Here is a 22495-nt window from a genome sequence, read left to right on the forward strand (position 1 = left end):
CATCTAAACCAACAATGTCAAAGAGCGACAAAAATCGACGCTGCGCCTTTCCCCTTTTTCCAGGGGCGGCCGCTGCGCCTCAATTTCGGTGACCGCCGCTGCCTCAGTGAAGAGCACCGCGTCGGTGGAGTGGCTTCTATGCCCGACATCCAAACCCGTCAACACCGTTTTGCATTTTTGTGGCGCTTCGTCCGCCGAAGCTCCCAAAAGTGGCAGAAAACCTTGGTTTGTCCAGGGGCGCAGCAGCGCCTCGCATGACCATTTGATGACCTGTGCGCCCCGAATCACCCCGAATCAGCGTCGAATCGCGATCCTGAATCGAAGAATCGGGCGCAGCCGCCCCGGCCGCTCGCCGCCGCGCGCGTCCGCTTTCCGCGCGAAGGGCGATGTCGCAGGGGGCCGCCATGCCCATGCGTCTTCTTCATGCATCGAATCGTCGCAGGTCGAAGGGGGCAAGGTCGATCGTCGCAGGGCGGCCCTCTGCCAGCGCGACCAGGCGTTCTGCGGTCGCCGCGGCGAGCGTGAGCCCGAGATGCTGGTGGCCAAAGGCGTAGAGCAGATTGCCGGCCCGCACGCTTCTTCCGATCGCCGGCAGATAGTCGGGCAGCGTCGGTCGCGCCGCCATCCAGCGCGTGAACGGGGGACGCAGCGGCAGGCCGAGCGCGGCAACATGTGCCTCGAGGCGCGCCCATTTCGCCGGGTCGGGCGGCGTGTCGATGCCGGCGAACTCGGCGAAGCTCGCCGCCTGCACGCAGCCGACAAAGCGGGTGAGGATCATCGAGCGATCCTCAAAGACAAGCGGCGGCAGATCGGCAGGCCAGTCGTGATCGGTCGCGCGGAGATGATAGCCGCGCTCGGCGATGATCGGGACACGGTGGCCAAGGGGCGCGAGCAGCCGCCCCGAACTGACCCCCGCCGCGAGCAGCAGCTGGTCGACCTCCGGTACCGCCGCACCGTCAATGGCCAGTCGCGCCTCCCCATCGACGAGCGCCAGCGTCGCGCGGCCCGGCAGGATCCTGCCGCCCGAAGCCAGCAGCGCGGCGCGCAGCGCATGACCCAGTGCGCCGAGATCCGCGATCTGCCCGCTATTGGTGCAGCGGATGGCGCCGGCCAGCGCCCTTCCCGGCAGCTGGAGGAGTTCGGCGGGAGTCGCGTCGCGCAACGCCGCCGTGCCGATGTCGGCCCTTGCCCATGCACGTCGTCCCGCCTCGGCTGCCGCGACACTCTCCCACGCCACGACATGGCCCCCCTCCCGCAATAGATGCGGCGCATCGAGGCTGGCGATCAGCCGCCGCCACGCCGGCATCGCCTCCTCCAGCAGGCCGGATAGCGCGGTTCGTCCGCGCACGAATCTGTCCGGGCGCGCGGCAGCGAACGCGCGCAGGCCGAATGGCAGCCAGTGGCGCCATGCCGCCGCCGGCAAAGATATCGCCCCGCCCGCCCCGAACCGCCGCGTCGGCAGGCTCCGCAGCATCGCCCTGGAAGCGAACGGCTCCACCTGCTCGATCGCGATATGGCCGGCATTGCCCCATGAGGCCGCGCGCCGCTGCGGATCGTCATCGACCAGTCGGACGAACCATCCCGCGCGCGCCAGCGCCAGTGCGCTTGCTAGCCCGATCACCCCTCCCCCGATCACCACCATGCTGCGCCGCATCAACTCCGCCTTGTCCGGATCTTGCTGCTGGTATACTGTATCTTGAGTCGATTGCGCCATTTGTCGCTTGCACCAGGCGCGCAAACCAGCCTGCATATTCGCACCTACCAAGGAAAGCTTCGCCGCATGAGCATCGTCGTTCGCACGCTGTCGGAACAGATCTTCACGATCGTCCGCGAGCAGATCGTCTCCGGCAAGCTGCCGGTCGATCAGGCGATTCGGCAGGACGCGCTCGCCAACCAGCTGGGCGTGAGCAAGATCCCGCTCCGCGAGGCGCTGGCGCGGCTCGAGCAGGAAGGACTTCTCGTCGGCCAGGCGAACCGTGGCTATTTCGTGCGCGCGATGTCCGCAGGCGAGGCGGAGGAGATCTTCGCGCTGCGGCTGGCGATCGAGCCCGATGCGGTGGCGACGGCGGCGGTCGCGGCGAACGATTCCGACCGCGCAGCTGCGCGCGAGGCGGTGGCCGCGCTGGACATGGCGGCGAGCGAGCATCTCGACGACGTCGCCGCGCGCAATCGCGAGTTCCACATGGCGCTGGTCCGCCCCGGCGGGCGACTGCTCACCACCCAGCTGGTGGAGCGGCTGCAGATCCTGTCCGAGCGCTATGTGCAAAAGCATCTCGAGCCCGCCGGGCGCGAACACCGCGCCCATCTGGAACATGCCGACCTGATCGAGGCGTGGCAGCAGGGCGACGGCGCCCGTGCCCGCGAGCTGGCCCGGGCACATATCGAAGGCACCCTGGCCGATCTGCGTCGTCAGCTGAACGGCTGATCCCAGGGCGCCTCGTTGCGGTGCCCGTCACCGCAAACCGCGCGGCTCCGGAAGCCGCAAGGATCAGATGACCGAGAAACCGGCCCAGAACGGGTCCTCGCGATCGATCCAGATCGTGTTGAACCCTGTCGCCGTTGCCGAGCCTTCGATCGAAGGGATGATGCCGGGCCGATCACCGACCATCACGGCTTCCTCGATACGGCCGATGAAGCGGCTGCCGATATAGCTCTCGTGGACGAAGCGATCGCCGACGTTGAGACGCCCTTGCTGCTCCAGATGCGCGAGCCGCGCCGAGGTGCCGGTGCCGCACGGGCTGCGATCGATGGCGCGCTCGCCGTAGAACACGGCGTTGCGGCCATCGGCCCCCGCCCCCTTGGGCTGGTCGGCCCAGAGGACATGGCTGACGCCGCGAATGCGATCGTCGAGGGGGTGCACCGGCTCCACCTTGCTTCGCACAAGCTCGCGGATCGCTCGGCTGAGCTCGACGATGCGCGCGGCGCCGAGCGCGTCGAGGCCGATATAGGGGCCCTGCGGTTCGATGATGGCGTAATAGTTGCCGCCATAGGCGACGTCGACCAGCAGCGCGCCGAAGCCCGGCACCTCGATCCCGATGCCGACGGCTGCAACATAGGCGGGCACGTTGCGGATGCGTACCCAGCGCACCCGATCGCCCTCCATGCCATAGGCGATGTCGATCATGCCCGCCGGCACTTCGATGCGCAGCTGCCCCGGCGTGCGCGGCGTGATCAGGCCGTTTTCCAGACCGAACGTGACCATGCCGATGGTGCCATGGCCGCACATCGGCAGGCAGCCCGAAGTCTCGATGAACAGGATGCCGCAATCGGCATCCTCGCGCGTGGGCGGGTAGAGGAACCCGCCCGACATCATGTCATGCCCGCGCGGCTCGAGGCACAGGCCTGTGCGGATCCAGTCGAAGCGCTCGAGAAAGTCCGCGCGGCGCGCCAGCATGTCGCCGCCCCGCAGCAGCGGCGTCCCGCCCGCCACCAATCGCACCGGATTGCCCGCGGTATGGCCGTCGATGCAGAAAAACAGGTGGCGCATGGGTTCAGGCTGCCTTGCTGCTGGTCCGCCGGCTCGGGCGGCTTGCCGCGGCCTCCTCGACCCAGCGGATCACCTGCGCGCGGCGCTCGCCCGAAAGCGGCAGGCGCGGCAGGCGGACCCGCTCGCAGCCGCGGCCCATGATCTGCTCGGCGAGCTTGATGGATTGTACCAGATCATGCTCGGCATCCAGGTGAAGCAGGGGCATGAACCAGCGATAGATGGCGCGCGCCTCGTCGTACCGGCCTTCCTCGAAGGCGGCGACCAGCCGCACCGATTCTGCAGGAAAGGCGCTGGTCAGACCCGAGACCCAGCCCGCGGCGCCGAGGAACAGCCCTTCCAGCGCCACATCGTCGAGGCCGGCCATCAGCGTGTAGCGATCACCATAGCGGTTGAGGAGATCGGTGAAGCGGCGCGGATCCGGCGCGCTTTCCTTCACGGCGATGATGTTCTTCACCTCGGTCAGCCGGTCCAGCGTCTCGGTATCGATCGACACGCGATAGGCAGGCGGATTGTTGTACAGCATGATCGGCAGCGACGTCGCCGCCGCCACCGCGCGGAAATGCGCTTCCAGCTCCGCAGGCGTCGGCACATATACCATGGCCGGAAGCAGCATCAGCGCGTCGACACCGATCTTCTCCGCGTCACGGGCATATTCGATCGCGCGCGCGGTGGTGCATTCCGATACCCCCGCGACCAGCGGCACGCGGCGGCCGACCGCCTCCACGCCGGCACGAAGCACCAGCCGCTTCTCGTCTGCCTCAAGCGAATTGTTCTCGCCACAGGTGCCGAGCAGGACCAGCCCATCGACGCCTTCGTCGATCAGGGCGGTCTGGGTCCGCTGCGTGGCGCCGAGATCGACCGAAAAATCCTCGGCGAACTGGGTGGTCACCGCGGGGTAGACACCGGTCCATAGCGTCTTGGCTGCGGCCATAGGAACACGATCCTCCTGGATGTCGCATGGTTTCGTATACGGTAGCCGCGCGGCTTTCAACGTTTCAGCGAAACAGTATATGCGTCCTGCCGCGGTGGAAGCGGTGCCGCGCACGGGCTGCCGACGAGCACTACCGGAACGGGGGCGCAAGCCGCTCGTTAGCGGTAGCTCGTTCTTTCCAAAGGCCTTGCTGCATGACGTCCCCCTGCGATCCGGTTGCGCGCGCGATCGCGCCGAGCGAGGCGCCTGATCCTCTCGCAGCGGGAGAAACCGCCGCGCTTCTTGCCGAGGCGCTCGCGGCGCAGGATGTCCTCTACGCGGCGACGGACGAGCCGCGTGCCGTCGCCGTCGCCCATGCGCTCGCAGCGCTGGTGCCGGAAGCGATCGTCGTCCTTTGCCCGGGGAGCGACGCGCTTCCCGGCGATTCCGCCCCTGCCTCGCCTGCCAATGTCGGCGCGCGCGTTGCCGCGCTGCGGCGCCTGTACCTTGCACAGGGCACCGAGGCGCGGCAGCGCCTGGCCTGCATTACCACCGGCGAGGCGCTGGCCCGCCGCTACCCGCCGCCCTCGGCGTTCGACGCCGCCCCGCCGCGGGTGGCGATGGGGGATCCGGTGGACCTGTCGGCCCTGTTCGACGCGTTGATCGAGGCCGGCTATGTCGAGGACGAGCGGGTCGACGAGCCCGGCGAGGTGGCACTGCGCGGGCAGGTGCTCGACGTCTACCCCGCCGATGCGGAAGAGCCCCGGCGGATCGAAGTCGCCGATGGGCTAGTGCACGCGCTGCGCAGCTACGATCCCGCCTCCCAGCGCACCACCGGCGAATGCGACGCGCAGGAACTCGGCCGCGTCGCCGAACCCGTACTCGGCAAGGACGGCGTGCCGCTGCTCGCGCATCTGCCCGGCGCGCTGCTGGCGATCGAGCCCGCCGCCGAAGATCGGCGCCGGCGATTTCTCGTGCTTGCCGCTGATGCCGCGCGTCGACGTCCGGGCCGGGCGCTGCGCGACGTGATCGAAACCGCCGACTGGCAGGCTGCTGTCGCGCAGCACCCGGCGCTGGCGCTGGAAACCGGCGGCGATGCCCCGCCCCGCTTCATCGAAGGCCGTTCGCCGCTGCGCGCCTTTGGGCGAGTCGCCCGCGCCGCACTCGACGCGGGGAACCGGCTGGTGCTGCTGGGCAGCGCGCGCGACCTGCGCTTCCTGCGAGGCCGCATCGCCGGTACGCTGAAGACAGACCTGGTACCGGTAGAAGGCTGGAGCGCGCTCCGCGATCTCCCCCCGGGTACGGCCGCGCTGCTGGAGGCGCCGGTGGACCGCGGATTTCGGCGCGACGGCCTGCTCGCCGTCGCCGCTGCGGACCTGCTCGGCAGCCGTGCCGAACGCGACGCAGGACTGACAGCCGCCGCCGACATCGCAGTGTTCGGCCAGACCGAAATTCGCCTGGGCGATCTGGTGGTGCACGAGGACCATGGCATCGCCGTGGTGGCGGGGCTTGCACCACTGCCGGGCGAGGAAGCGGCCGGCGGCGACGCGATCATGCTGCGCTATGCCGATGGCGGCACGCGGCTGGTGCCGGTTGCCGAGGCGGATCGGCTGTGGCGCTATGGCGGCGATGCCGATGCGGTAGCGCTCGACAAGCTCGATGGTTCGAGCTGGCAGAAGCGGCGCGGTGCCATCGACCTCGCCATCGCCGAGACGGCGCGCGGCATGATCGCGATGGCCGAGGAAAGGATGGCGCGCACGGCCCCCGTGCTCTCGCCCGACACTGCCGCCTATGAGCGGTTCGTCGCAGGCTTCCCCTATCATGAGACACGCGACCAGGCGCGCGCGATCGACGCGGTGCGCACCGATCTCGCCAGCGGGACGCCGATGGACCGGCTGGTGATCGGCGATGTCGGCTTCGGCAAGACCGAAGTCGCGCTGCGGGCCGCCGCACTGGCCGCGCTGGCCGGCCATCAGGTGGCGATCGCCGCTCCCACGACGGTGCTTGCTCGCCAGCATCTTGAAACCTTCGGCGAGCGCTTCGAAGGCACCGGCATCGCCGTGGCGGGTCTGTCGCGCCTGTCTAGCACGGCGGAGAAGAAGCGGGTGAAGGCCGGGCTCGCCGATGGATCGATCCAGGTGGTGGTCGGCACCGGCGCGATCGCCGGCAAGGGCGTCGCGTACGACAAGCTCGCGCTGGTCATCATCGACGAGGAACAGCGCTTCGGCGCGGCGGACAAGGCCAAGCTGCGCATGCTCGGCGCGGGCCATGTCCTGACGCTGAGCGCCACGCCGATCCCGCGCACATTGCAGGCGGCGCTGGTCGGCATTCAACATCTCTCGGTGATCGCCACGCCCCCCGCCCGGCGCCAGCCGATCCGCACCGCCGTCGGCAAGTTCGACGACGCGGTGGTGCGCGCGGCGCTGCTGCGCGAGCGCAGCCGGGGCGGGCAGAGCTTCGTCGTCGTGCCGCGGATCGAGGACATGGCCCCCCTCGCCGCAAGGATCGCGCGGCTGGTGCCCGAGCTCACCCTGCTCCAGGCGCACGGCAAGATGCCCGCCGCGGAGATCGACGAGGCGATGGTGCGTTTCGGCCGCGGCGACGGCGACGTGCTGCTGGCAACCAACATCATCGAGGCGGGGCTCGACGTGCCGCGCGCCAATACCATGGTGCTGTACCGCGCCGACCGCTTCGGGCTGAGCCAGCTCCACCAGTTGCGCGGCCGGGTCGGGCGCGGCAGCCGGCGTGGTCAGGTGCTGCTGCTCACCGAGCCCGACAAGCCGATCAGCCCGCGCACGCTCAAGCGGCTCCGCACGCTCGAGGCGTTCGACCGGCTGGGCGCAGGCTTCGCAATCAGCGCGCAGGATCTCGACATGCGCGGTGCCGGCGACCTGCTCGGCGAGGCACAGGCCGGGCACATGAAGCTGATCGGCGTGGATCTCTACCAGCACCTGCTCGAGGCGGCGCTGCGCACCGCGCGCGGCGAGACGGTGGAGCGCTGGGCACCCGAACTCCATCTCGGCGTGCAGGGATGCCTACCCGAAAGCTGGATCCCGGACGAGGAACTGCGTGTGGGCTTCTATGTCCGCCTCGCCCGCGTGCAGGACGGCGGCGCGATCGACTCGCTCCAAGCGGAGCTGGAAGACCGTTTCGGCGCGCTGCCCGATGCGGCGGCGACGTTGCTCGCCGTTGCGCGCGTCCGTGCCCAGGCGCTGGCGCTCGGAATCGCGCGGATCGACGCCGGACCGGCGGCGATCGCCTTCACCCCCCGCGGCGATTTCGCCGGCGATCCGGCTCGGGCCGGCCTCACGCCGAAAGGCGATCGCCTGCTGCTCAGCGAGCGGATCGAGGCCCCCGAAGATCGACTGACCCGGATCGAAACGGCGTTGGAGGTCATGGGGAGCGATTGACGGCGTTGTGCAGCGTGCAGATCCGGCATAGGCTCCTCCCCAGAAAACATAATTGAGAGGAATGGCGCGATGATTCTGCCGATCCTGCTGCTGATGCTCCAGACGACCCCGGCGTTCAATGCCGAGGAGGAGATCATCGTCGTTTCCCGCCAGCTGCGGATGATCAAGGTCGATCTCAAGACCGACAAAAGCAGCGACGGCATGGCCCTGCGCAATTGCCGGATCCTGCGCAGTTCGGGCCAGACCGATCTCGACGCGATCCCGTGCGGCGTCGCACAGCAGTGTGTCGAAGCCGGGGTGCCGACGCGGCGCGAGCTGAAGGCTTGTGTGGAGGATCGCTCGACCGACCGGATCAACGCCGTTCTCGCCGCGCGCCGCGCCGCACGCGACGGCTGACCGCCGTCCCCGACGACAACGGGCACGGCCAGCACTTCACCGGCGCGGCTGGGCGCTGAGCCGCGACATCAGGATGGCTGCGCGCTTGGCCTGGCGGCGGATGCTCGCGAGATCAACCGTCTCGCCCGGCGCATGGTCGCCTGTGCTGTACGGCCCCAACCCGGCCAAGCTGTCGACATCGGCCGCGACGAACGAGACGTCCCCCGCCCCGCGCTTCAGCGGATCAAGCGCCGGCATCTCGGGCAGCCCGAGGTCGCGATTCACCCCGTTGAGGGCGGCGAGCAACGCACGGTTCCCCTCGGTCGGCGCCATTGCGGGATAGCCCTCGCCGAAGGTGATCTTTGCATCGGTTTCCAACGCGTGCGCGGCGACGATCGCTTCCATCCTGGCCCGTACCCGCGCCGTCTGTTCCGGGCTCAGCGTGCGGAAGTCGCCGATCGCGATCGCCGTCTGCGGGATGATGTTGGTCTTGCCCGCCGCGGTCGCGTCGCCGCTCTCGGTGAGCGTGGCCTGGGCGCCGCCGGCGATGACGCCGGTGTTGAAGGTGAGGTTGGGCTCGGGCAGCTCCTTGCGGAAGGCGGCGAGGATCCGCGCCAGCTCGTTGATCGCGCCGTCGCCCATGCCGGGTGCGAAGATGCCCGAGCTGTGCCCGGTCTTGCCGGTGGCGGTGATCCGCCAGTCGATCGCCGAGCGCCGCGCGATCGAGCCCATGTCGCGCCGCCATCGATCACCAGCCCCTCGAAATCGAGCGCGACATCGGCGCGCTTGCCCGCCGCGATCAGGTCGGCACGCGCGATGCTGTGCGGGCTGCCGGACTTTTCCTCGTCGCCGGTCAGGACGATCTCGATATTGGCGTTCTTGAGCGTGCCCGCGGCCTGCATCGCTCGGAGCGCGGCGAGCATCACGACCATGCCGCCCTTGTCGTCCCCCGCCCCCGGCCCTTCCGCCAGTTCGCCCTTGCGGACGAAGGTCTGGAAGGGCGAATTGGTCTCGAACACCGTGTCGAGATGACCGATCAACAGCAGCCGTCTGGTCCCCGGCCGCCCCTTGTGGACGGCGATCAGATGGCCGGCGCGCTGCACCGCGTCCATCGGCATCCAGGTGACGGCGAAGCCTAGCGGCTCCAGTTCGGCGCGCATCATCGCGCCGACCTTCGTGACGCCGGCGAGGTTCAAGGTCCCGCTGTTCTGATTGACCAGCCGCTCCAGCAGCGCCACCGAGCGATCATATTCCGCATCGACGGTGCGCGTCATCGCCGCCTCGCGCGTGGACAGGCGCTGCGCCGCCGCAGGCACCGCGAACAGCAGGGCTGCCAGCAGCAGCGCGGCGGTGCGGCCAAGGCGAAACGGTTCGATCATCGGAGCCCCCGGTGCGGAATGGATCATGCTGATTGACCACAGCCGCGCAGACCCGGCAAGCCGCACTACCGTGTCAGGAGAGCTGTCGCGCGAGATCCGCAAGGAGGATCCGGGCGACCGGCTGGTCGCGCTCGTCCTCAATGTCGAGGCTGCCGCGCAGGGGCGACCGGCCGTCGCGGTGGCGCAGCAGCGATCGTGCCAGGCCGTGGCCCGCGATCAGCGCCGCGCGCAGATCCGGCAGGTCGCGCCGCTCCGTGCCATGGGGATGGTGGTCCGGCGTGCACAAGCGAAAGCGGTAAGCGGGCATGCAAGCATAATGCCCACTGCATCAAGTAGTTGCCGAGACCTGATGTAGTTTATTGTTGCTGCGGCACGGGCCTTGCCACCTCCACCGCGTAGAGGTGCGCGGCGCCTTCGAAATTTCCGCGGAACAGGATCCATTTGCCGTCCGGCGTGAAGATCATGTTCGGTTCGAGCCGGTAATCCTGCCGACGCATATCGACCAGCTTCTCCGCCGATAGCGTGCCGGGGGCGATCAGCGCGGCGGCATTGTCGGCATGGATGCCCGCAACATCGGCGATGCTGTCGGGTGTGAAGAGGTAGAGATATTTCCCGTCCGGCGCGTGCGCGACCATCTCCGCGTCGCCGCCGTCCCCGGAGAAGCGGGTGCCGTCGGGCGCGATATTGTAGTGCACCGACCAGAGGTTGCGCTCGACATGGAGCCAGCGACGCTTGCCGGTCGCCAGCTCCACCCCGGCGAGCCAGAAGACCTGCCCGCGTGGCGTCTGCAGATCGTACCAGACCCATTTGCCGTCCGGCGAGAAGAACTCGTGGCCGGCAATCTCCATGTTCATCGTGCGGGTGTGGAGCCGGTGCTTCCCCGTACCGTCGGCGCGGATCGCCCAGAGCCGATCGACCCGGTGCCACGGCCCCTCGTGGCAATAAAGGATCTGCTGCGGATCGGTAGGCGAGAACTGGACGTGGTTGAGCCAATCGGTCGACGCGGTGACCACCCGCCTCGCGCCGGTGCGCAGGTCGATGGTGAAGATCTCCATCGGCACCTGCGCATCGAGGCGGCGGTTCATGTGCACCTCCTTCGCCTCGGCATAGGGCAGCGGTTTGCCGTCCGGCCCGTTGGCGCGATAGTCGTTCACGCCGGGCGTGTTCACTTCGCCCTCGGCGCGCGCGAGCGTTCCATCAGGCCGCAGGGGCACGACGGGCTTGGCGACCTGCCCCAGCAGCAGCGTCTCGTCGGCGTTGATCGATCCGATCCAGCCGCCCGGTACGGTCGCCACGCGCCGAACCGCGCCGCTATCGGCATGGACCGCGAAGACGGCGAACGGCCCACCGGCATCGTCGCGTCCGCGCTCGGCGAAATAGACGTTGCGGCTCCTGCGCCCGGTGAACAGCAGCACCGCGCCGGGCCGGGTGACCAGCGGCCGTATCTCCCAGCGCTGCAGATCGACCAGCGCAATGCCCCGGGGCGTCGTCACCGCCATCTTGTCGCCCTGCGGCAGGAAGCCGTTCTGGGTGAAATAGAGGCTCACCGTGCCCGGTTCACGGCTTATCCGGAGGACGCGATGCCCGGTCGTCGCATCGATCCAGCTGGCCGCGGGATCGGCAGTGGCTGTGCCAGTTAGCGAGAGCGCCGCAAATGCCGCTCCCAGCATTCGCATCCAGCTGCCCAGCCGTGCCATGATCGCTCTCCCAAGCCGCTTGATGTTGTTTCACATAGTATGATAGCAGTTCATATTATGGAGTAAAGTAGCCGGTGCCGTCGAAGCGGACTCCGGAGTCCAGGAGAGAGCATGGCCCGCAGCGCGCCCACCCCCCGTCCCGTACGATGGTATAACTACGCGGCATATGGCTCGAACGACGTGCTGGGCGCGGGTTCGATGGCGGTGATCTCGGGCTGGGTGCTGATCTTCTACACGCAGTTCTGCGGACTGGAGGCATGGCAGGCGGCGTTGATCTTCACCGTGGCTCGCGTGCTGGACGCGATCGCCTCGCCAGTCATCGGGCACCTGTCCGACGCGATGGGCGAAACCCCGCTCGGCCGCCGCTTCGGACGGCGTCGCTTCTTCATCCTGGCGGCCATCCCCCTCCTCCCCTCCTTCGCGATCATGTGGGTCGCGGGGCAGGGTTTCTGGTATTATCTGGCTACCTACGTCCTGTTCGAGCTCGTCTATGCGATGGAGATCATCCCGTACGAGACGCTCGCGGCGGAAATGGCCCGCGACTATCGGACCAAGGCCAAGTTTGCCGGCGTCCGCATCCTCTTCGCCCAAGCCAGCGCGATCCTGGCGGGATTCCTGCCCGGCATGCTGATCCAGGCGCTGGGCAAGGACAGCCCGCAGACCTTCCTCTACATGGGCATCCTGTTCTCCGCGCTGTTCATGGTGACGGCGGGGCTGCTCTACCGCTTCAGCTGGGAGCGGCCTGCGGCGGAAGTGGCGGCGCTGCGCCCCGCAGGCGCGCCGCGGCCCAGCGTGGGGGCGGCGATCCGCGGGCTCTACACCAACCTGTTCTCCACCTTCCGCATCCGCGCCTTTCGGCTGCACCTCGGCATGTATCTGGGCGGCTATATCAGCCAGGACGTGTTCAACGCCGCCTTCACCTTCTTCGTCGTCTTCGCGCTGATGGGCTCGATCGAGGCGGCGTCAACGCTGCTCGGCACGATGTACATCGTCCAGTTCGTCGCGGTGATGCTGGCGATCAACCTGGCGCTGCGCAGTTCCCCTGCCCGCGCCTATCAGCTGGCGGCGCTGAGCTTTGCGGCGGGCGTGCTGGTACTGCTGGCTCAGTGGGGCGCGGGCGTCCGCGTGGGCAATGCCTGGCTGTGGCTGCCGATCGCGCTGGCCGGGCTGGGCCGCGGCGCGCTCAACTATATCCCCTGGGCGACCTACAACTACATGGCCGATGTCGACGAGATCGTCACCGGCCGCCGCCGCGAGGGTGCGTTCGCCGGCGTGATGACCTTCGTGCGCAAGCTCACCCAGGCGGCGGCGGTGGCCGGCGTCGGCGCGATCATGAGCGCAGGCGGCTTCGCCAAGGGCGCCGCAGTGCAGAGCCCGCAGGCCATCCACACCATCGCGCTGGTGCTCGGGATCGGCACGGTGGGCGTGCTGATCGCGGGCATGTTCGTCTCCACCCGCTTCCGGCTGAACGCAGCGCGCCATGACGTGCTGATGGCGGAGATCGACCGCTTCAAGCGCGGCGAGACGGCACCTGGATCGGAAGAAGCGCGCCTCGTGGTGGAGGATCTTTCGGGCTGGCGCTACGACCAGCTCTGGGGGCGCAACCCGGTGGCCGGGGTGCGAGCGTAGCTCGCGACCATAGGACACGGGAGACCATGGAGCGGGCAGCGGACCAGGCCCGCTGCCAGACATCGTGTCGCCTATGCAAGGCTCGGATATCATTCGCCCTTTGTTGGCGAACGCGTCTGGCCCCGATCCAGCGCCTCCGGAATCAGCGCGAGGTTCTGGATCGCCGCCAGCCCCCATTGCGACGCCGCATTGGTAGAGATGCCCGGCCATTCCACCCCGCCTCCCGGCAGCGGCCGCCGAGGATCGCCGCGATGGAGCCCCAGTCCCGCATCGCCCGACAGGAACTCCTCCGCCGCGCGCGCGGCCAACGCAGCGTCGCCAGTGGCATGCGCCGCATAGGCCGTCAGCCGCGAATGCGATTCGCGCAGATTGCGCGGGCCGAAGGGCGCTCCCCATTTCGCCAGCCATTCGGCCTTGGGGGCATTGTACCAGCGGCAATAGTCGAGCCACGCCGTGCGATAGCGCGGCACGTCCAGCAGACGCAGCAGCTCGGCATTGATTTCCACCGCGCCGAATACGGCGTTGAGGTGCGACAGGCGGATCTTTGCCCCGCGATCAAGGAAGCGCCCGCTCGCCAGGTCATAGGGCGCGCTGCCGGTCAGCCAGCCGTGCGGCAGCCTGCCGATGCTGTCCATGCCGGCGACGATCCGATCGCGCCATTGCCGGTCGCCGGTCCGCTCCCATTCGGCGAGCCATGCCCCCGCCAGCACTGCCCAGCTGGTGCCGAAGGCCATTTCGATCACGCCCGGCGGCAGCGGCTCCCGCGCCCCGCCCGGCACCTTGCGCCCGATCTCGACCGTGCGCAGCGCCTCGTGCGACGCGACCAGATCGCGCATCAGGTCGCCGGTGCGTTCGTCGGCGGTCAGATAATGGAAGATGCGGCGATAATTGGCATTGCTGACGCGTGGCTGCTTCGAACTGTCACTCCAGTGCTGCACCCCATGCCGCGTGCCGAGCCCCGCGAAACGGCCAAGATGATAAACATCAACCTCGCTGGTATGCCGCGTCATCGCCTCGGCCAGGCGAAACGCCTTGGGATCGCGGCTGCGCAGCGCGGCGGTCCATAGCCAGAGGTCCGGCGACAATTCGCTGTTCGCCCAGGCGAACCCGCCGATATCGTAGCGCCACTGGTGCCGATCGGCATCATAGCTGTGCATCACGTCGCCGTGGTTCCAGAAGCCGTACCAGCTGCGCCGATCGACCTCGCCGGCGTAGAAGTCGACCAGCCGCTCCAGCTGATCCTCGACGGCGGTGCGCATCGGCGTCGAGCGATCGGGCAAGCCCCAGTCGCCGAACACGCCCGCCGCATGGAGCTGGGCCGGATCCGCCATCAGGCGCGGGGGTTCGGCCGTCGTGCGGGCAAGCGCCTGGAGCCGCTCGGTCGGCGGCGTGGCGGGGAAAGCCCACAGCATTACCTCGCTGGTACGCGCGATCCCCACGGGCGAATCCCAGCCCGGCTCGTAATCCTCATAGGTGATGTCGAGCCCCTGGTTCTGCGCCGCATATCCCTCCATGCCCATCACGCCGCGATACCGGCGCAGGTCCATCGGCTGGGCGCGCGGCGACCATAGCCAGGCGCAGAGCCGCGCCTTGTCGCCAGCAGCGCCTTCGATCTCCAATTCGGTCGGATGCCGCTGCCAGAACCAGCGCGCCGCGATCGCCGCCCCTCCCCAGGGTGAGCCGACATAGGCGAGACCGGGTGCGCGCCGCCCATCCCCCGCATCGATCCAGGCCATGTCGGGCCCGTTCCGCTTGGTGAGGGTGAAGCCGTTGGCCGACGCCTGGAGCAGGCGGAACGCGTCCCAAGCCGGAATGCGTTCGAGAAGGGCGCCCACGGGTGCGCGCATCTCCGCCACGGGCGGCACCGGCTGTCCGGCAACCTGCGCGGCACGGAACGCTGTCCCCGGATCCCTCCGCAGCCCGGTGAGCGGGCGCACCGCCTCCGCGAACATCGTGTCAGCGGCGGTGGCGAGGCGGATATGACGATCGTGAAGCGCGCCGCGCATCGGCACGCTTGCGGCGATTCCCAGACCCGAGACGAGATGCTTTTCGGGATCGACGTCGTTGATGACGCTATGGACGAGCCGGAGGCCCTCGGCGCCCGCATAGCATTCGATCCGTACCGTGAAGGGCAGGAACGCCTGTTCGCCCGCGCGGTGATGCCCCTGCACGCGGACGACCGCGCGCACCGGCCCGCTCTGCTCGACATCGGCCCGGTCGATGATGCCGATCAGGGGCATGCGTTGGCCCTCCGGCGTGCCGAGACGTAGTTCGCCGACAAGCTCGACGGCTTCCATCAGCGTGGTGCCGTCGGTTCCCTGCGCTTGAAGGACGGTGGAGCCGCTGCGGGCGATGCGCCAGGCGAGGCTTCCGGTGCGCAACGTGATGGCGTCCGGCGTCGTCTCGACCCGTACCGGGGCATCCGGGAGGCGGGGCTTGCCGGGCAACACCCGTACGGCAGATGGCGGCGACGCAAGGGCCGGCAAGGCGTGTCCGGTCCATTTGCAGGAGCCGTCCGGCCAATAGGCAAGCGGCCAGCTCTGCAGCGGGAGGGGCGCACCGGTGGAGTCCGTTGCGGTGAGCGCGGTGTTGCGGCGCAGACGGCCGATGGGCCAGACCTGGCCCCAACAAGTTCCGTCAACGCGGAGGGCGGGAGCAGGGTCGTCGATCCAGGCGGCGTTGGCGATGCCGGGCGCGGTCGCTAGGGCGGGCTTGGCGAGCAGGGCGGGCAGCGCCACGCCGGCCTGAAGAACACGACGTCGATCGATCGAATGGCGCATTTGCCTCTCCCATCCAGCGCACGCGTCCATGTTCCGATATGTGGGACGTGCTGTCATATCATGGCGGGTTGTGCGCAGATAGGCAATTGGCTGCGGACGATCGGCAAGCAGAAGGTTGTGGGACGAGGATCGCCGGAAAGGGCTTCTTCTCTCGTCTATCTTCAAAAAAGAGAGAACTCTCAGCGTTAGAGGGTTTGATGAATCTTTAAGGAGTTAGGCCGCGCCGGCCGGGCATGCGAATCGCGGGTTTCGCACGATTCGTGCATGGAGCGCCGTTCCCTTTGTGTCGAGGCAGCGTTCCCGAAGGATCGGCACGAGCGTTCCCGAAGGATCGAGAGCGTGTTCCGCAAGGATCGAAAATGGTTCCTCAAGTGTCGAAGGTCAGTAGCAAAGCGCTCCTTTTCGGCATGCCCACTGGCAAGCTGGCCGGGTATTGAATCACTTGGCCGTGAAACGGGCGGGAACAGCTTCAAAGAAATGGTGCCGGAATGCGAATGGGGTGCGTGATCTTCCTGCCGCCCGACACTTCGGGAACGCGGATCGTGGGCGTGAGACAGCGTCGACGCGCGATCAACGATAGGTGGGGAACAGCCGCAGGTCATCGCAGCTGGTGCTTGTTACGGGCGTGCCACTGGCGGACGAAGCCGAGAAAGGCGTTTTGATAATTCGCCGGCGTCCGTGCGGGATCGGCCTCCACCCAGTCGCGAAACTGACGATGTAGTTCCTGGTAATCCCAGCCAGGACATTCCTGGCGGAGCTGCACCAGCGTGGCGTCGGTGACCATCCCGCTCGTCCCGCGGGTGGCGAGGCTGGTCAGCGAACGGCGAATGCGCGAACGTGCCTCGGGGCCGAGGGGCGTCTCCGTATGCGCCGGCAGGTCGGCAGCCGGATCGGCGATCAGATCAGTCGGCGGTTGCGGCAGGGCGGCCTGAGCTGCCTTTGTCGGCACGGCTCGGCGCGCGCGCGGGCCCTCCCCTTCCGCCCTGCGGCGCATGCGAAGGCTTGGTTCGCGCTTGCCGGGAGGCGTCTCCAGGGAGAGAGTATAGCCCGGAAGTTCGTCGCGCTCGACGATCTTGGCGATCTCGAACTTGAACCGGCGATACTGACCTTCGGCGCCGGATTTCTCGAACAGGGTCGGCATGGAGATCGCGAACCCGGCCTCCCCTGCCCCGCCGGCATGCTTGCGCGCGACCTTGTACAACCAGCGTTCGCGCCCGCCGGTGAGGTCGAAATAGGCGCGGTCGATGGACAGCACGCCCCCTGTCATCAGCACGCCCTCATAGAACCAGCTGGACAGTTCGATGGTCATGCCGCGCGACCGCTCGGTCCGCTCGTCGACCAGCTGGGTCCAGCCGTCCAGCCAGCTGAAGGTTGCCTCGCGCCGGTTCTCCGCGCGGATATTGGTCTTGATCGTCGTGGCGACCAGCCGGTCCAGCGACTGGCCCAGCAGCTCATAGGCGCGGCCGGTGGTCGGGCGGCCGATCGCGCGCAGCAGGTCGTAAGGCATCAGGTGCAGCTTGCGCGGAATGTCGTTGCGGCCGCGTCGCGCCATGTCGGCCAGCACGCTGGCGCAGTAGATCAGGATGTCGGCATCCCAGATCGTCGCCATCCCATAATCGGGATTGGCCGAAACGTGGACCCACAGTTTTCCATCCGGACTGCGATAATCGATCGGCTTGATCCGTTTGGTCTTGGCGAGGCTGAAGAACGGGCGCTCCATCATCTCGCGCTGGTCGCGGAGCGGCATGTCGGCAAGATAGGGTAGGAACAGGTCGAACTGTTCCGGGATCGACTGGCGATCGGCCTGGGTCATGGAACCTCGAACGGGGGAAGGGGGCGGGGGAGTTTCCCCGGGGAAACGGGAATGGGCAGGGCGCCGGTGGTGTGCAACAGCTGCAAGCCGATGCGGCAACGGTGCGTTTCCCCGGGGAAACCGGCGGGCCGAGTGGCACCGTTGTTTTCCCGGGGAAACAACATCAGCGTTGCAACCCGCGGCCCTCGCGCTCGAGCTGATCGAGCGCCTCGCGGAACGCGGTGACAAGGTGGTCGTGATCCGCGCCGGCACCGGCATGCAGCCGCAGCGTCACCCCCTGGCGGTTGGCCGACAGCACGCTGAGCGCCGTGCGGCCGCCGGGCATTGCCCAGGAGAACAGCGTTTCCGGTACCTGCGGGCCGGCGGGCGCGGCCAGCAGCCTGCGCAGCACATCGCCGGAGCCGATCGAAGCCGCGCCGCGCGCACGGCGCTCGCCCTGCTCCCGTGCGATCTGGCGGGCTTCGGCAAGGATCGCCTTTGCTGCCGCCTTGTCGTCGAGCGCCTGGGCCAGCGGATAGGCCGGCTTGAGCTGCACGTCCGCGGTCGAAGCGAAGGCGGCGATCACCGCATCCGGAATGCCGGCCACCTTGATCACCTTGGACAGCCAACCCTTCGACAGCTTCAGCCGCTCGGCCATCCGGGTGAGGTGGTTGCCGTAGTGCGTGCGAAGCGCCTCGGCATAGTTGCGCGCGCGCTCCAGGTCCGACACGTCCTTGCGGGCGCGGTTTTCCAGGTCTGCAAGGCGGAAGGCGGCCTCGTCGTCGAGCTGGGCGACCTGCGCCACGAAATGCATGTCGGGATAGCTGTGCGCGCGCAGCCAAGAGACGGCAAAGTGCCGGCGTGTGCCCGCGATGACCTCGAAGTCATGGTCGGGATCGCCTTCGATCCGGCGCACCACGGCGGGCACCTTCTGGCCATTCTCCGCGACGATGGAGTCGATCAGCTCGCGGGCATTCTCTTCGGTCAGGTCGGCATATACGCGCGCATTGCCCGGCCAGATGCGTACCCGCGCCGGATCGAGGAGCAGCTGGGTGACCTGACGGACTTCGCCCGAGGCGACGCGGGCGAGCGCCGATTCCCGGCCGAGCAGGGTGGTGCCGCGGGTCCGCGCCAGCCGCGCCGGGGGCTCCGGGTCCACCGCCGGAGCAGCGGTCGGCGCGTGAGGAGCGGCTGCCTCGTTCGCCGCTTCCGCCGCAGCTTCTTCCGCCAGCAAGTCGGCGAGATAGTCTTTCTGGGTACGTGCCACGGTTCAGCCCTTCTGCCCGGGTGCGGCGTGATCAGGCCGCTTCATTGACGACATCCTCTTCGCTCGCCGGCGCCACCCGACCCCAGTTGCGGCGCACCAGCGCCTCAACCTGTCCTAGCGCCTCGTCGAGATTGGCCTTGCAGCGCTTGTGGGTGCGGGCGGTCCCGATCGGGCGATCCAGTTCGTAGATCGTCATCATCCGCATCGCGGCATGGCTGATCTCGGCCGATTCGAGGATCGGCACCGGCAGCAGGGCAGGACCAAATGCCTGCTCCATGATCTGGCGAACCATGGCGTGGCTGGGATCATTGCCATCGAACTTCGAGCAGATCAGCCGGACGAAATCGTAGCGCACCTCGATGCCCGCCTCGGTGAGCTGGTGGAGCACCTGGTCCATCATCGAGAGGAACTGGACGGTGGAGCAGAAGTCCGGCGTGGTCGCGGCCAGCGGCACCAGCAGCGCATTTGCGGCCTGCATCACCGCTAGGCTGATCGTGCCCAGCGCCGGCGGGGGATCGAGGATCACCACATCATAATCGCGGGCGAGATCGCTCAGCCCGGCCTTGAGTTTGCGAAAACGCGTCGCGAGAATGGAACCGCCATCGGCGCCCGCCGCTGCCAGTTCATATTCTACATCGAACAGCTCGAGGTTGGACGGGATCAGGTCGACATTGGGCCAAGGCGTCTTCTTGACCGCATAGAGGAGATCCGCCTGGGTCGGATCGATCGAGAGATACGGATAGAGCGTCTCTTCCCGGGTGATGTTGAAGTGCGGATTGAAGCCGAACAGCGTCGTGGTCGTCGCCTGGCTGTCGCAATCCACCACCAGTACGCGATAGCCCTGCACCGCGAAATAATGGGCGAGATGGGTGGTGACGGTCGACTTGCCGACGCCGCCCTTGAAGTTCTGGACCGCGATGATCGCAGGTACGTCGAGCGGGGCGCGGGCAGGGGAGGCGCCCAACACCTGCCGCATGTTGAGCAGTTCCTCGACGGTATAGCCTGGCCGGCGGCCGTTCTCGCTCGGCGGGGGCGGCGGCAGCCGGCCATCGTCCTCTGCCATGCGGATGCGGTTGGTCGAGCAGCCGAGCAACTGTGCGGCCTCGGCAATGCCGAACCGGACGTGGAGGCCTTTCCGGCTTTCAGGTAGAAACGCCTTGCGGCGCAGTCGTTCGATCATGCGTTCGCCTGCGTCAGCAAGCTCGCCGATCCGCTCAATGTCTGAATGCATTCTTGCCTCGCCCCGCGCGATTGAATGAGAGTTCGATATCCTATGCACGAATTCGTTCAAATCAACAAGCTGCTGTGATGATGACGCGGTATGGTTATGGACGATTGCTTACATGCCGTGGCAGGACTATATTCGGACCATTATCGGTCTGAGGGCATCATGCGCTATACGGAACAGGTCAAGCCCGTCAGCTATCTGAAGGCGAATGCGGCGGATGTGCTGCGCGGGCTCGCCGAAGGCGCGCCGCCCCTGGTGATCACCCAGAACGGCGAGGCGCGGGCCGTGCTGCAGGACGTGGCAAGCTACCAGGCAACGCAGGAGACGCTGGCGCTGCTCAAGCTTCTCGCGCTTGGCACCCGCGATGTGGAGGCCGGGCGCACTACCCCCGCTCGCGACGCGATCGCGCGGCTGCGGAAGGGGCGGGACATACCGGCGGCATGACCAGCCGCTATGTCGTCCATTTCACGGCCGGCGCGGAAACCGACCTGGCCGACATCCATGGGTGGATCGCCAACAACCGTTCGCCGGAGCAGGCCGATGCTTTTCTCGATGCCATGCTGGCCAGGGTGGAAAGCCTGGAGACGTTTCCCGAACGCGGCAGTGTGCCGGGTGAACTGGACGCAATCGGTGTCCGCGAGTTTCGACAACTGGTCGCGCCGCCCTATCGGCTGATCTACCGGGTGATCGTCGACCATGTCTTCGTGCTGCTGATCGCGGACGGGCGCCGCGATTTCCAGGCACTGCTGGAGCGGCGTTTGCTGTCCGCCTGAGCGCCGCGATCAGCCGTGCGACCAGCCAAATTGGCCGGCGGCAATCGCGGCCTGGGTGCGGTTGCGGACGTTCAGCTTGCGCATCACCGCGGTCATGTGGACCTTTACCGTCGCCTCGGCCATGCCGAGCTCATACGCGATCTGCTTGTTGAGCAGACCCGAATGCACGCAGCGCAGCACCTGCATCTGCGTCGGTGTCAGCCGGGGCGGCGTGGTCGTCTCCACGCCGATGCGGTCAATCTGCTGTGCTTGAGTCGCGGCCTGCATGCCATCCTCCCTGACGATCCGCTTTGCGAGGCACTGCCTCCAGATTCGTTAACGTTAACTACGCCAACTTGTCGGACAGGTTCAAGCGAAAACTCGTAGGCAGCACCAGTTCCGATCGTTTCGACTGGCCGATGTCCCACTGGACGTGTAAATCTGTCCGATAAGTTGCCGCAACCATCGCGGCGAGAACGCAGGGGAGGGGCATGGCGGCTGCAATATTGCGGAGGCGGGGTCGGTGAATCAGCCCCGGCTTTCCGATCACGCCTATGCCGCGATCGTCGAACTCATCAAAGCCGAGTCGCTGGAAGTCGGCGCGCGGCTTCCCTCGGAAGCGCGGCTGGCCGAGATGTGCGGCGTGTCGCGCGCCATCGTCCGGGAGGCACTGGTGCGCCTTGGCTCCGACGGGATCACCGAAGTCCGCCGTGGGGCCGGATCGTTCGTGAAGGGGCGCCCATCGGAACGGCTCGCCGCCTTCATGCCGCTGGCGGAGCTGCCGGCGACCCTCGGCAGCTACGAGGTTCGCTTCGTGCTCGAAACCGAGGCGGCGCGGCTGGCGGCGGTGCGCCGCACCCCGGACCAGATGGACGCGCTGGAAGCGGCGCTGGGGGCACTGCGGACGGCCTTGCTTTCCAGCGCGCCGGCGCATGACGAGGATCGGGAGCTCCACCGCGCGATCGCAGATGCCACCGGCAACCTGGCGTTCCAGCAGGCCTTCGACGCACTTTGGCCGGATGTGGAGAAGGTGATGCAGGCGGGCGTGGACATCTCCCGCTCGCGATCGGCGGAAGTGGTCGCGGTCATGCTCCACGAGCATGAGGTGATCGTCGATTCGATTCGGGCGCAGGATCCGGAGCGTGCCGCGCTGGCGATGCGCTGGCATCTCGGCGAGGGGCGGCGCCGACTCATGCCCTGAGCGCGGACGGCGCCAGATGGGCGAGGACGCGGTCGCGCAGAACCTCCGGCGGCTGCCCGGCGGAGAGCGTGAGCGCGCCTTCGACGGGGAGGGGGCGTTCCAGCGTCGCCAACTGGCTGTCGAGCAGGCTGGCCGGCATGAAATGCCCCTTGCGCGACGACATGCGCGCGACCAGCTGGCTGCGATCCGCCTCCAGAAGCACGAACTGCACCCATCCCGGTATGCCCGCGCGCAGCCGATCGCGATACGTCAGCCGCAGCGCCGAACAGGCTGCGACGGCGATGCCGCAGCTATCGATCGAGGCAGCGGCAGCCGCGGCGACTCGATCGAGCCAAGGCCAGCGATCCGCATCGGTGAGTGGCGTCCCGTCCCGCATCTTCGTCACCGCATCGGCCGAGTGGAAGGCGTCGCCTTCGAGGAACACGCAGCCCAGCGCCTCGGCGAGCAGCGCGCCAAGCGTCGACTTGCCGCAGCCGCTGACCCCCATCACGATCACGGCCTTGGGCACGGGCGATCGTTCGGCAGGGCTGGGCATGGCAACGAGCTCCGATGGCAAGGATTTGGTCGCTTCTGAAAGGCTGGAACGGT

General features: G+C 67.8%; 19 protein-coding genes and 1 pseudogene. 9 read left to right on the forward strand and 11 right to left on the reverse strand.

Features of this window, described 5'->3' with window-relative positions; all coding sequences use genetic code 11:
* On the forward strand, window positions 1–258 hold a 258-nt coding region (locus S2M10_RS22390; RefSeq protein ID WP_211090920.1), incomplete at its 5' end, for a hypothetical protein.
* A 163-nt stretch (window positions 259–421) separates the two neighbouring features.
* Here S2M10_RS22390 and S2M10_RS07370 read toward each other — a convergent pair.
* Window positions 422–1654 (reverse strand): FAD-dependent oxidoreductase, encoded by a 1233-nt coding sequence (locus S2M10_RS07370; RefSeq protein ID WP_168845550.1) that lies wholly within the window; start codon window positions 1652–1654, stop codon window positions 422–424.
* Between the two features lie 126 nt (window positions 1655–1780).
* Here S2M10_RS07370 and S2M10_RS07375 point away from each other — a divergent pair, with 126 nt between their 5' ends.
* Entirely contained in the window at window positions 1781–2425 is a 645-nt protein-coding gene (locus tag S2M10_RS07375; RefSeq protein ID WP_168845551.1) for a GntR family transcriptional regulator, read from the forward strand.
* Between the two features lie 63 nt (window positions 2426–2488).
* On the opposite strand, the gene S2M10_RS07380 is transcribed toward S2M10_RS07375, so the two are convergent.
* A complete protein-coding gene (locus S2M10_RS07380) occupies window positions 2489–3487 on the reverse strand; it encodes a 4-hydroxyproline epimerase (protein WP_168845552.1) in 999 nt (332 codons plus the stop codon).
* Window positions 3488–3491: 4 nt separating this feature from the next.
* Window positions 3492–4418, reverse strand: coding sequence for a dihydrodipicolinate synthase family protein (locus S2M10_RS07385; protein ID WP_168845553.1), 927 nt, complete (start codon window positions 4416–4418; stop codon window positions 3492–3494).
* A gap of 194 nt (window positions 4419–4612) precedes the next feature.
* On the opposite strand from S2M10_RS07385, the gene S2M10_RS07390 reads away from it, so the two are divergent.
* Together S2M10_RS07390 and S2M10_RS07395 are read left to right on the forward strand one after the other, a co-directional pair.
* Window positions 4613–7807, forward strand: coding sequence for a helicase-related protein (locus S2M10_RS07390; protein WP_168845554.1), 3195 nt, complete (start codon window positions 4613–4615; stop codon window positions 7805–7807).
* A 69-nt stretch (window positions 7808–7876) separates the two neighbouring features.
* Entirely contained in the window at window positions 7877–8203 is a 327-nt protein-coding gene (locus S2M10_RS07395) for a hypothetical protein (RefSeq protein WP_168845555.1), read from the forward strand.
* Window positions 8204–8239: 36 nt separating this feature from the next.
* On the opposite strand, the pseudogene S2M10_RS07400 reads toward S2M10_RS07395, so the two are convergent.
* Window positions 8240–9498 (reverse strand): annotated as a pseudogene (locus S2M10_RS07400) (M20/M25/M40 family metallo-hydrolase).
* Between S2M10_RS07400 and S2M10_RS22620 the strand changes: the two are divergent.
* The gene (locus S2M10_RS22620; protein WP_247650691.1) at window positions 9395–9916 is read left to right on the forward strand and encodes a hypothetical protein; all 522 of its coding nucleotides are present in this window, start codon (window positions 9395–9397) and stop codon (window positions 9914–9916) included. The pseudogene S2M10_RS07400 and the gene S2M10_RS22620 sit on opposite strands and share 104 nt — an antisense overlap.
* A 1-nt stretch (window position 9917) precedes the next feature.
* Here the strand turns inward: S2M10_RS22620 and S2M10_RS07410 are convergent, their stop codons facing one another.
* A complete protein-coding gene (locus tag S2M10_RS07410) occupies window positions 9918–11258 on the reverse strand; it encodes an oligogalacturonate lyase family protein (protein WP_247650688.1) in 1341 nt (446 codons plus the stop codon).
* A 111-nt stretch (window positions 11259–11369) separates the two neighbouring features.
* Here S2M10_RS07410 and S2M10_RS07415 point away from each other — a divergent pair, with 111 nt between their 5' ends.
* Window positions 11370–12887 carry an MFS transporter gene (locus S2M10_RS07415; RefSeq protein WP_168845557.1) on the forward strand — a complete coding sequence of 506 codons (1518 nt, stop codon included), beginning with the start codon at window positions 11370–11372 and terminating at the stop codon, window positions 12885–12887.
* A gap of 89 nt (window positions 12888–12976) precedes the next feature.
* Here the strand turns inward: S2M10_RS07415 and S2M10_RS07420 are convergent, their stop codons facing one another.
* From S2M10_RS07420 to S2M10_RS07435, 4 genes are all read right to left on the reverse strand, one after another.
* The gene (locus tag S2M10_RS07420; RefSeq protein ID WP_168845558.1) at window positions 12977–15667 is read right to left on the reverse strand and encodes a Tat pathway signal sequence domain protein; all 2691 of its coding nucleotides are present in this window, start codon (window positions 15665–15667) and stop codon (window positions 12977–12979) included.
* Between the two features lie 598 nt (window positions 15668–16265).
* Window positions 16266–17480, reverse strand: a complete 1215-nt coding sequence (locus S2M10_RS07425) for a replication initiator protein A (RefSeq protein ID WP_168845559.1) — start codon at window positions 17478–17480, stop codon at window positions 16266–16268.
* 163 nt (window positions 17481–17643) lie between these two features.
* Window positions 17644–18726 carry a ParB/RepB/Spo0J family partition protein gene (locus S2M10_RS07430; RefSeq protein WP_168845560.1) on the reverse strand — a complete coding sequence of 361 codons (1083 nt, stop codon included), beginning with the start codon at window positions 18724–18726 and terminating at the stop codon, window positions 17644–17646.
* 31 nt (window positions 18727–18757) lie between these two features.
* Window positions 18758–19957: an AAA family ATPase gene (locus S2M10_RS07435; protein WP_168845561.1), complete on the reverse strand. Its 1200-nt coding sequence runs from the start codon at window positions 19955–19957 to the stop codon at window positions 18758–18760.
* A 159-nt stretch (window positions 19958–20116) separates the two neighbouring features.
* Between S2M10_RS07435 and S2M10_RS07440 the strand changes: the two genes are divergently transcribed.
* Both S2M10_RS07440 and S2M10_RS07445 read left to right on the forward strand, forming a co-directional pair.
* On the forward strand, window positions 20117–20398 hold the full coding sequence (locus S2M10_RS07440; protein ID WP_168845562.1) for a type II toxin-antitoxin system Phd/YefM family antitoxin: 282 nt from the start codon (window positions 20117–20119) through the stop codon (window positions 20396–20398).
* Window positions 20395–20727 carry a type II toxin-antitoxin system RelE/ParE family toxin gene (locus tag S2M10_RS07445; RefSeq protein WP_168845563.1) on the forward strand — a complete coding sequence of 111 codons (333 nt, stop codon included), beginning with the start codon at window positions 20395–20397 and terminating at the stop codon, window positions 20725–20727. The genes S2M10_RS07440 and S2M10_RS07445 overlap by 4 nt, the downstream gene beginning before the upstream one ends.
* Before the next feature lie 9 nt (window positions 20728–20736).
* Here S2M10_RS07445 and S2M10_RS07450 read toward each other — a convergent pair whose 3' ends face one another.
* Entirely contained in the window at window positions 20737–20994 is a 258-nt protein-coding gene (locus tag S2M10_RS07450) for a LuxR C-terminal-related transcriptional regulator (RefSeq protein ID WP_247650689.1), read from the reverse strand.
* Window positions 20995–21229: 235 nt separating this feature from the next.
* On the opposite strand from S2M10_RS07450, the gene S2M10_RS07455 reads away from it, so the two are divergent.
* Window positions 21230–21907, forward strand: a complete 678-nt coding sequence (locus tag S2M10_RS07455; RefSeq protein ID WP_168845564.1) for a FadR/GntR family transcriptional regulator — start codon at window positions 21230–21232, stop codon at window positions 21905–21907.
* Here the strand turns inward: S2M10_RS07455 and S2M10_RS07460 are convergent.
* Entirely contained in the window at window positions 21897–22442 is a 546-nt protein-coding gene (locus S2M10_RS07460; protein WP_168845565.1) for a gluconokinase, read from the reverse strand. The two genes, S2M10_RS07455 and S2M10_RS07460, sit on opposite strands and share 11 nt — an antisense overlap.
* Window positions 22443–22495: the final 53 nt, after the last annotated feature.

Source organism: Sphingomonas sp. S2M10 (assembly GCF_012650175.1).
Classification (GTDB): domain Bacteria; phylum Pseudomonadota; class Alphaproteobacteria; order Sphingomonadales; family Sphingomonadaceae; genus Sphingomonas.

Bases quoted from the DNA above. Each gene is read 5' to 3' on its own strand.
- S2M10_RS07370 (WP_168845550.1), bottom strand. From the start codon at position 1,654: ATGCGGCGCAGCATGGTGGTGATCGGGGGAGGGGTGATCGGGCTAGCA.
- S2M10_RS07375 (WP_168845551.1), top strand. From the start codon at position 1,781: ATGAGCATCGTCGTTCGCACGCTGTCGGAACAGATCTTCACGATCGTC.
- S2M10_RS07380 (WP_168845552.1), bottom strand. From the start codon at position 3,487: ATGCGCCACCTGTTTTTCTGCATCGACGGCCATACCGCGGGCAATCCG.
- S2M10_RS07385 (WP_168845553.1), bottom strand. From the start codon at position 4,418: ATGGCCGCAGCCAAGACGCTATGGACCGGTGTCTACCCCGCGGTGACC.
- S2M10_RS07390 (WP_168845554.1), top strand. From the start codon at position 4,613: ATGACGTCCCCCTGCGATCCGGTTGCGCGCGCGATCGCGCCGAGCGAG.
- S2M10_RS07395 (WP_168845555.1), top strand. From the start codon at position 7,877: ATGATTCTGCCGATCCTGCTGCTGATGCTCCAGACGACCCCGGCGTTC.
- S2M10_RS07410 (WP_247650688.1), bottom strand. From the start codon at position 11,258: ATGGCACGGCTGGGCAGCTGGATGCGAATGCTGGGAGCGGCATTTGCG.
- S2M10_RS07415 (WP_168845557.1), top strand. From the start codon at position 11,370: ATGGCCCGCAGCGCGCCCACCCCCCGTCCCGTACGATGGTATAACTAC.
- S2M10_RS07420 (WP_168845558.1), bottom strand. From the start codon at position 15,667: ATGCGCCATTCGATCGATCGACGTCGTGTTCTTCAGGCCGGCGTGGCG.
- S2M10_RS07425 (WP_168845559.1), bottom strand. From the start codon at position 17,480: ATGACCCAGGCCGATCGCCAGTCGATCCCGGAACAGTTCGACCTGTTC.
- S2M10_RS07435 (WP_168845561.1), bottom strand. From the start codon at position 19,957: ATGCATTCAGACATTGAGCGGATCGGCGAGCTTGCTGACGCAGGCGAA.
- S2M10_RS07440 (WP_168845562.1), top strand. From the start codon at position 20,117: ATGCGCTATACGGAACAGGTCAAGCCCGTCAGCTATCTGAAGGCGAAT.
- S2M10_RS07445 (WP_168845563.1), top strand. From the start codon at position 20,395: ATGACCAGCCGCTATGTCGTCCATTTCACGGCCGGCGCGGAAACCGAC.
- S2M10_RS07450 (WP_247650689.1), bottom strand. From the start codon at position 20,994: ATGCAGGCCGCGACTCAAGCACAGCAGATTGACCGCATCGGCGTGGAG.
- S2M10_RS07460 (WP_168845565.1), bottom strand. From the start codon at position 22,442: ATGCCCAGCCCTGCCGAACGATCGCCCGTGCCCAAGGCCGTGATCGTG.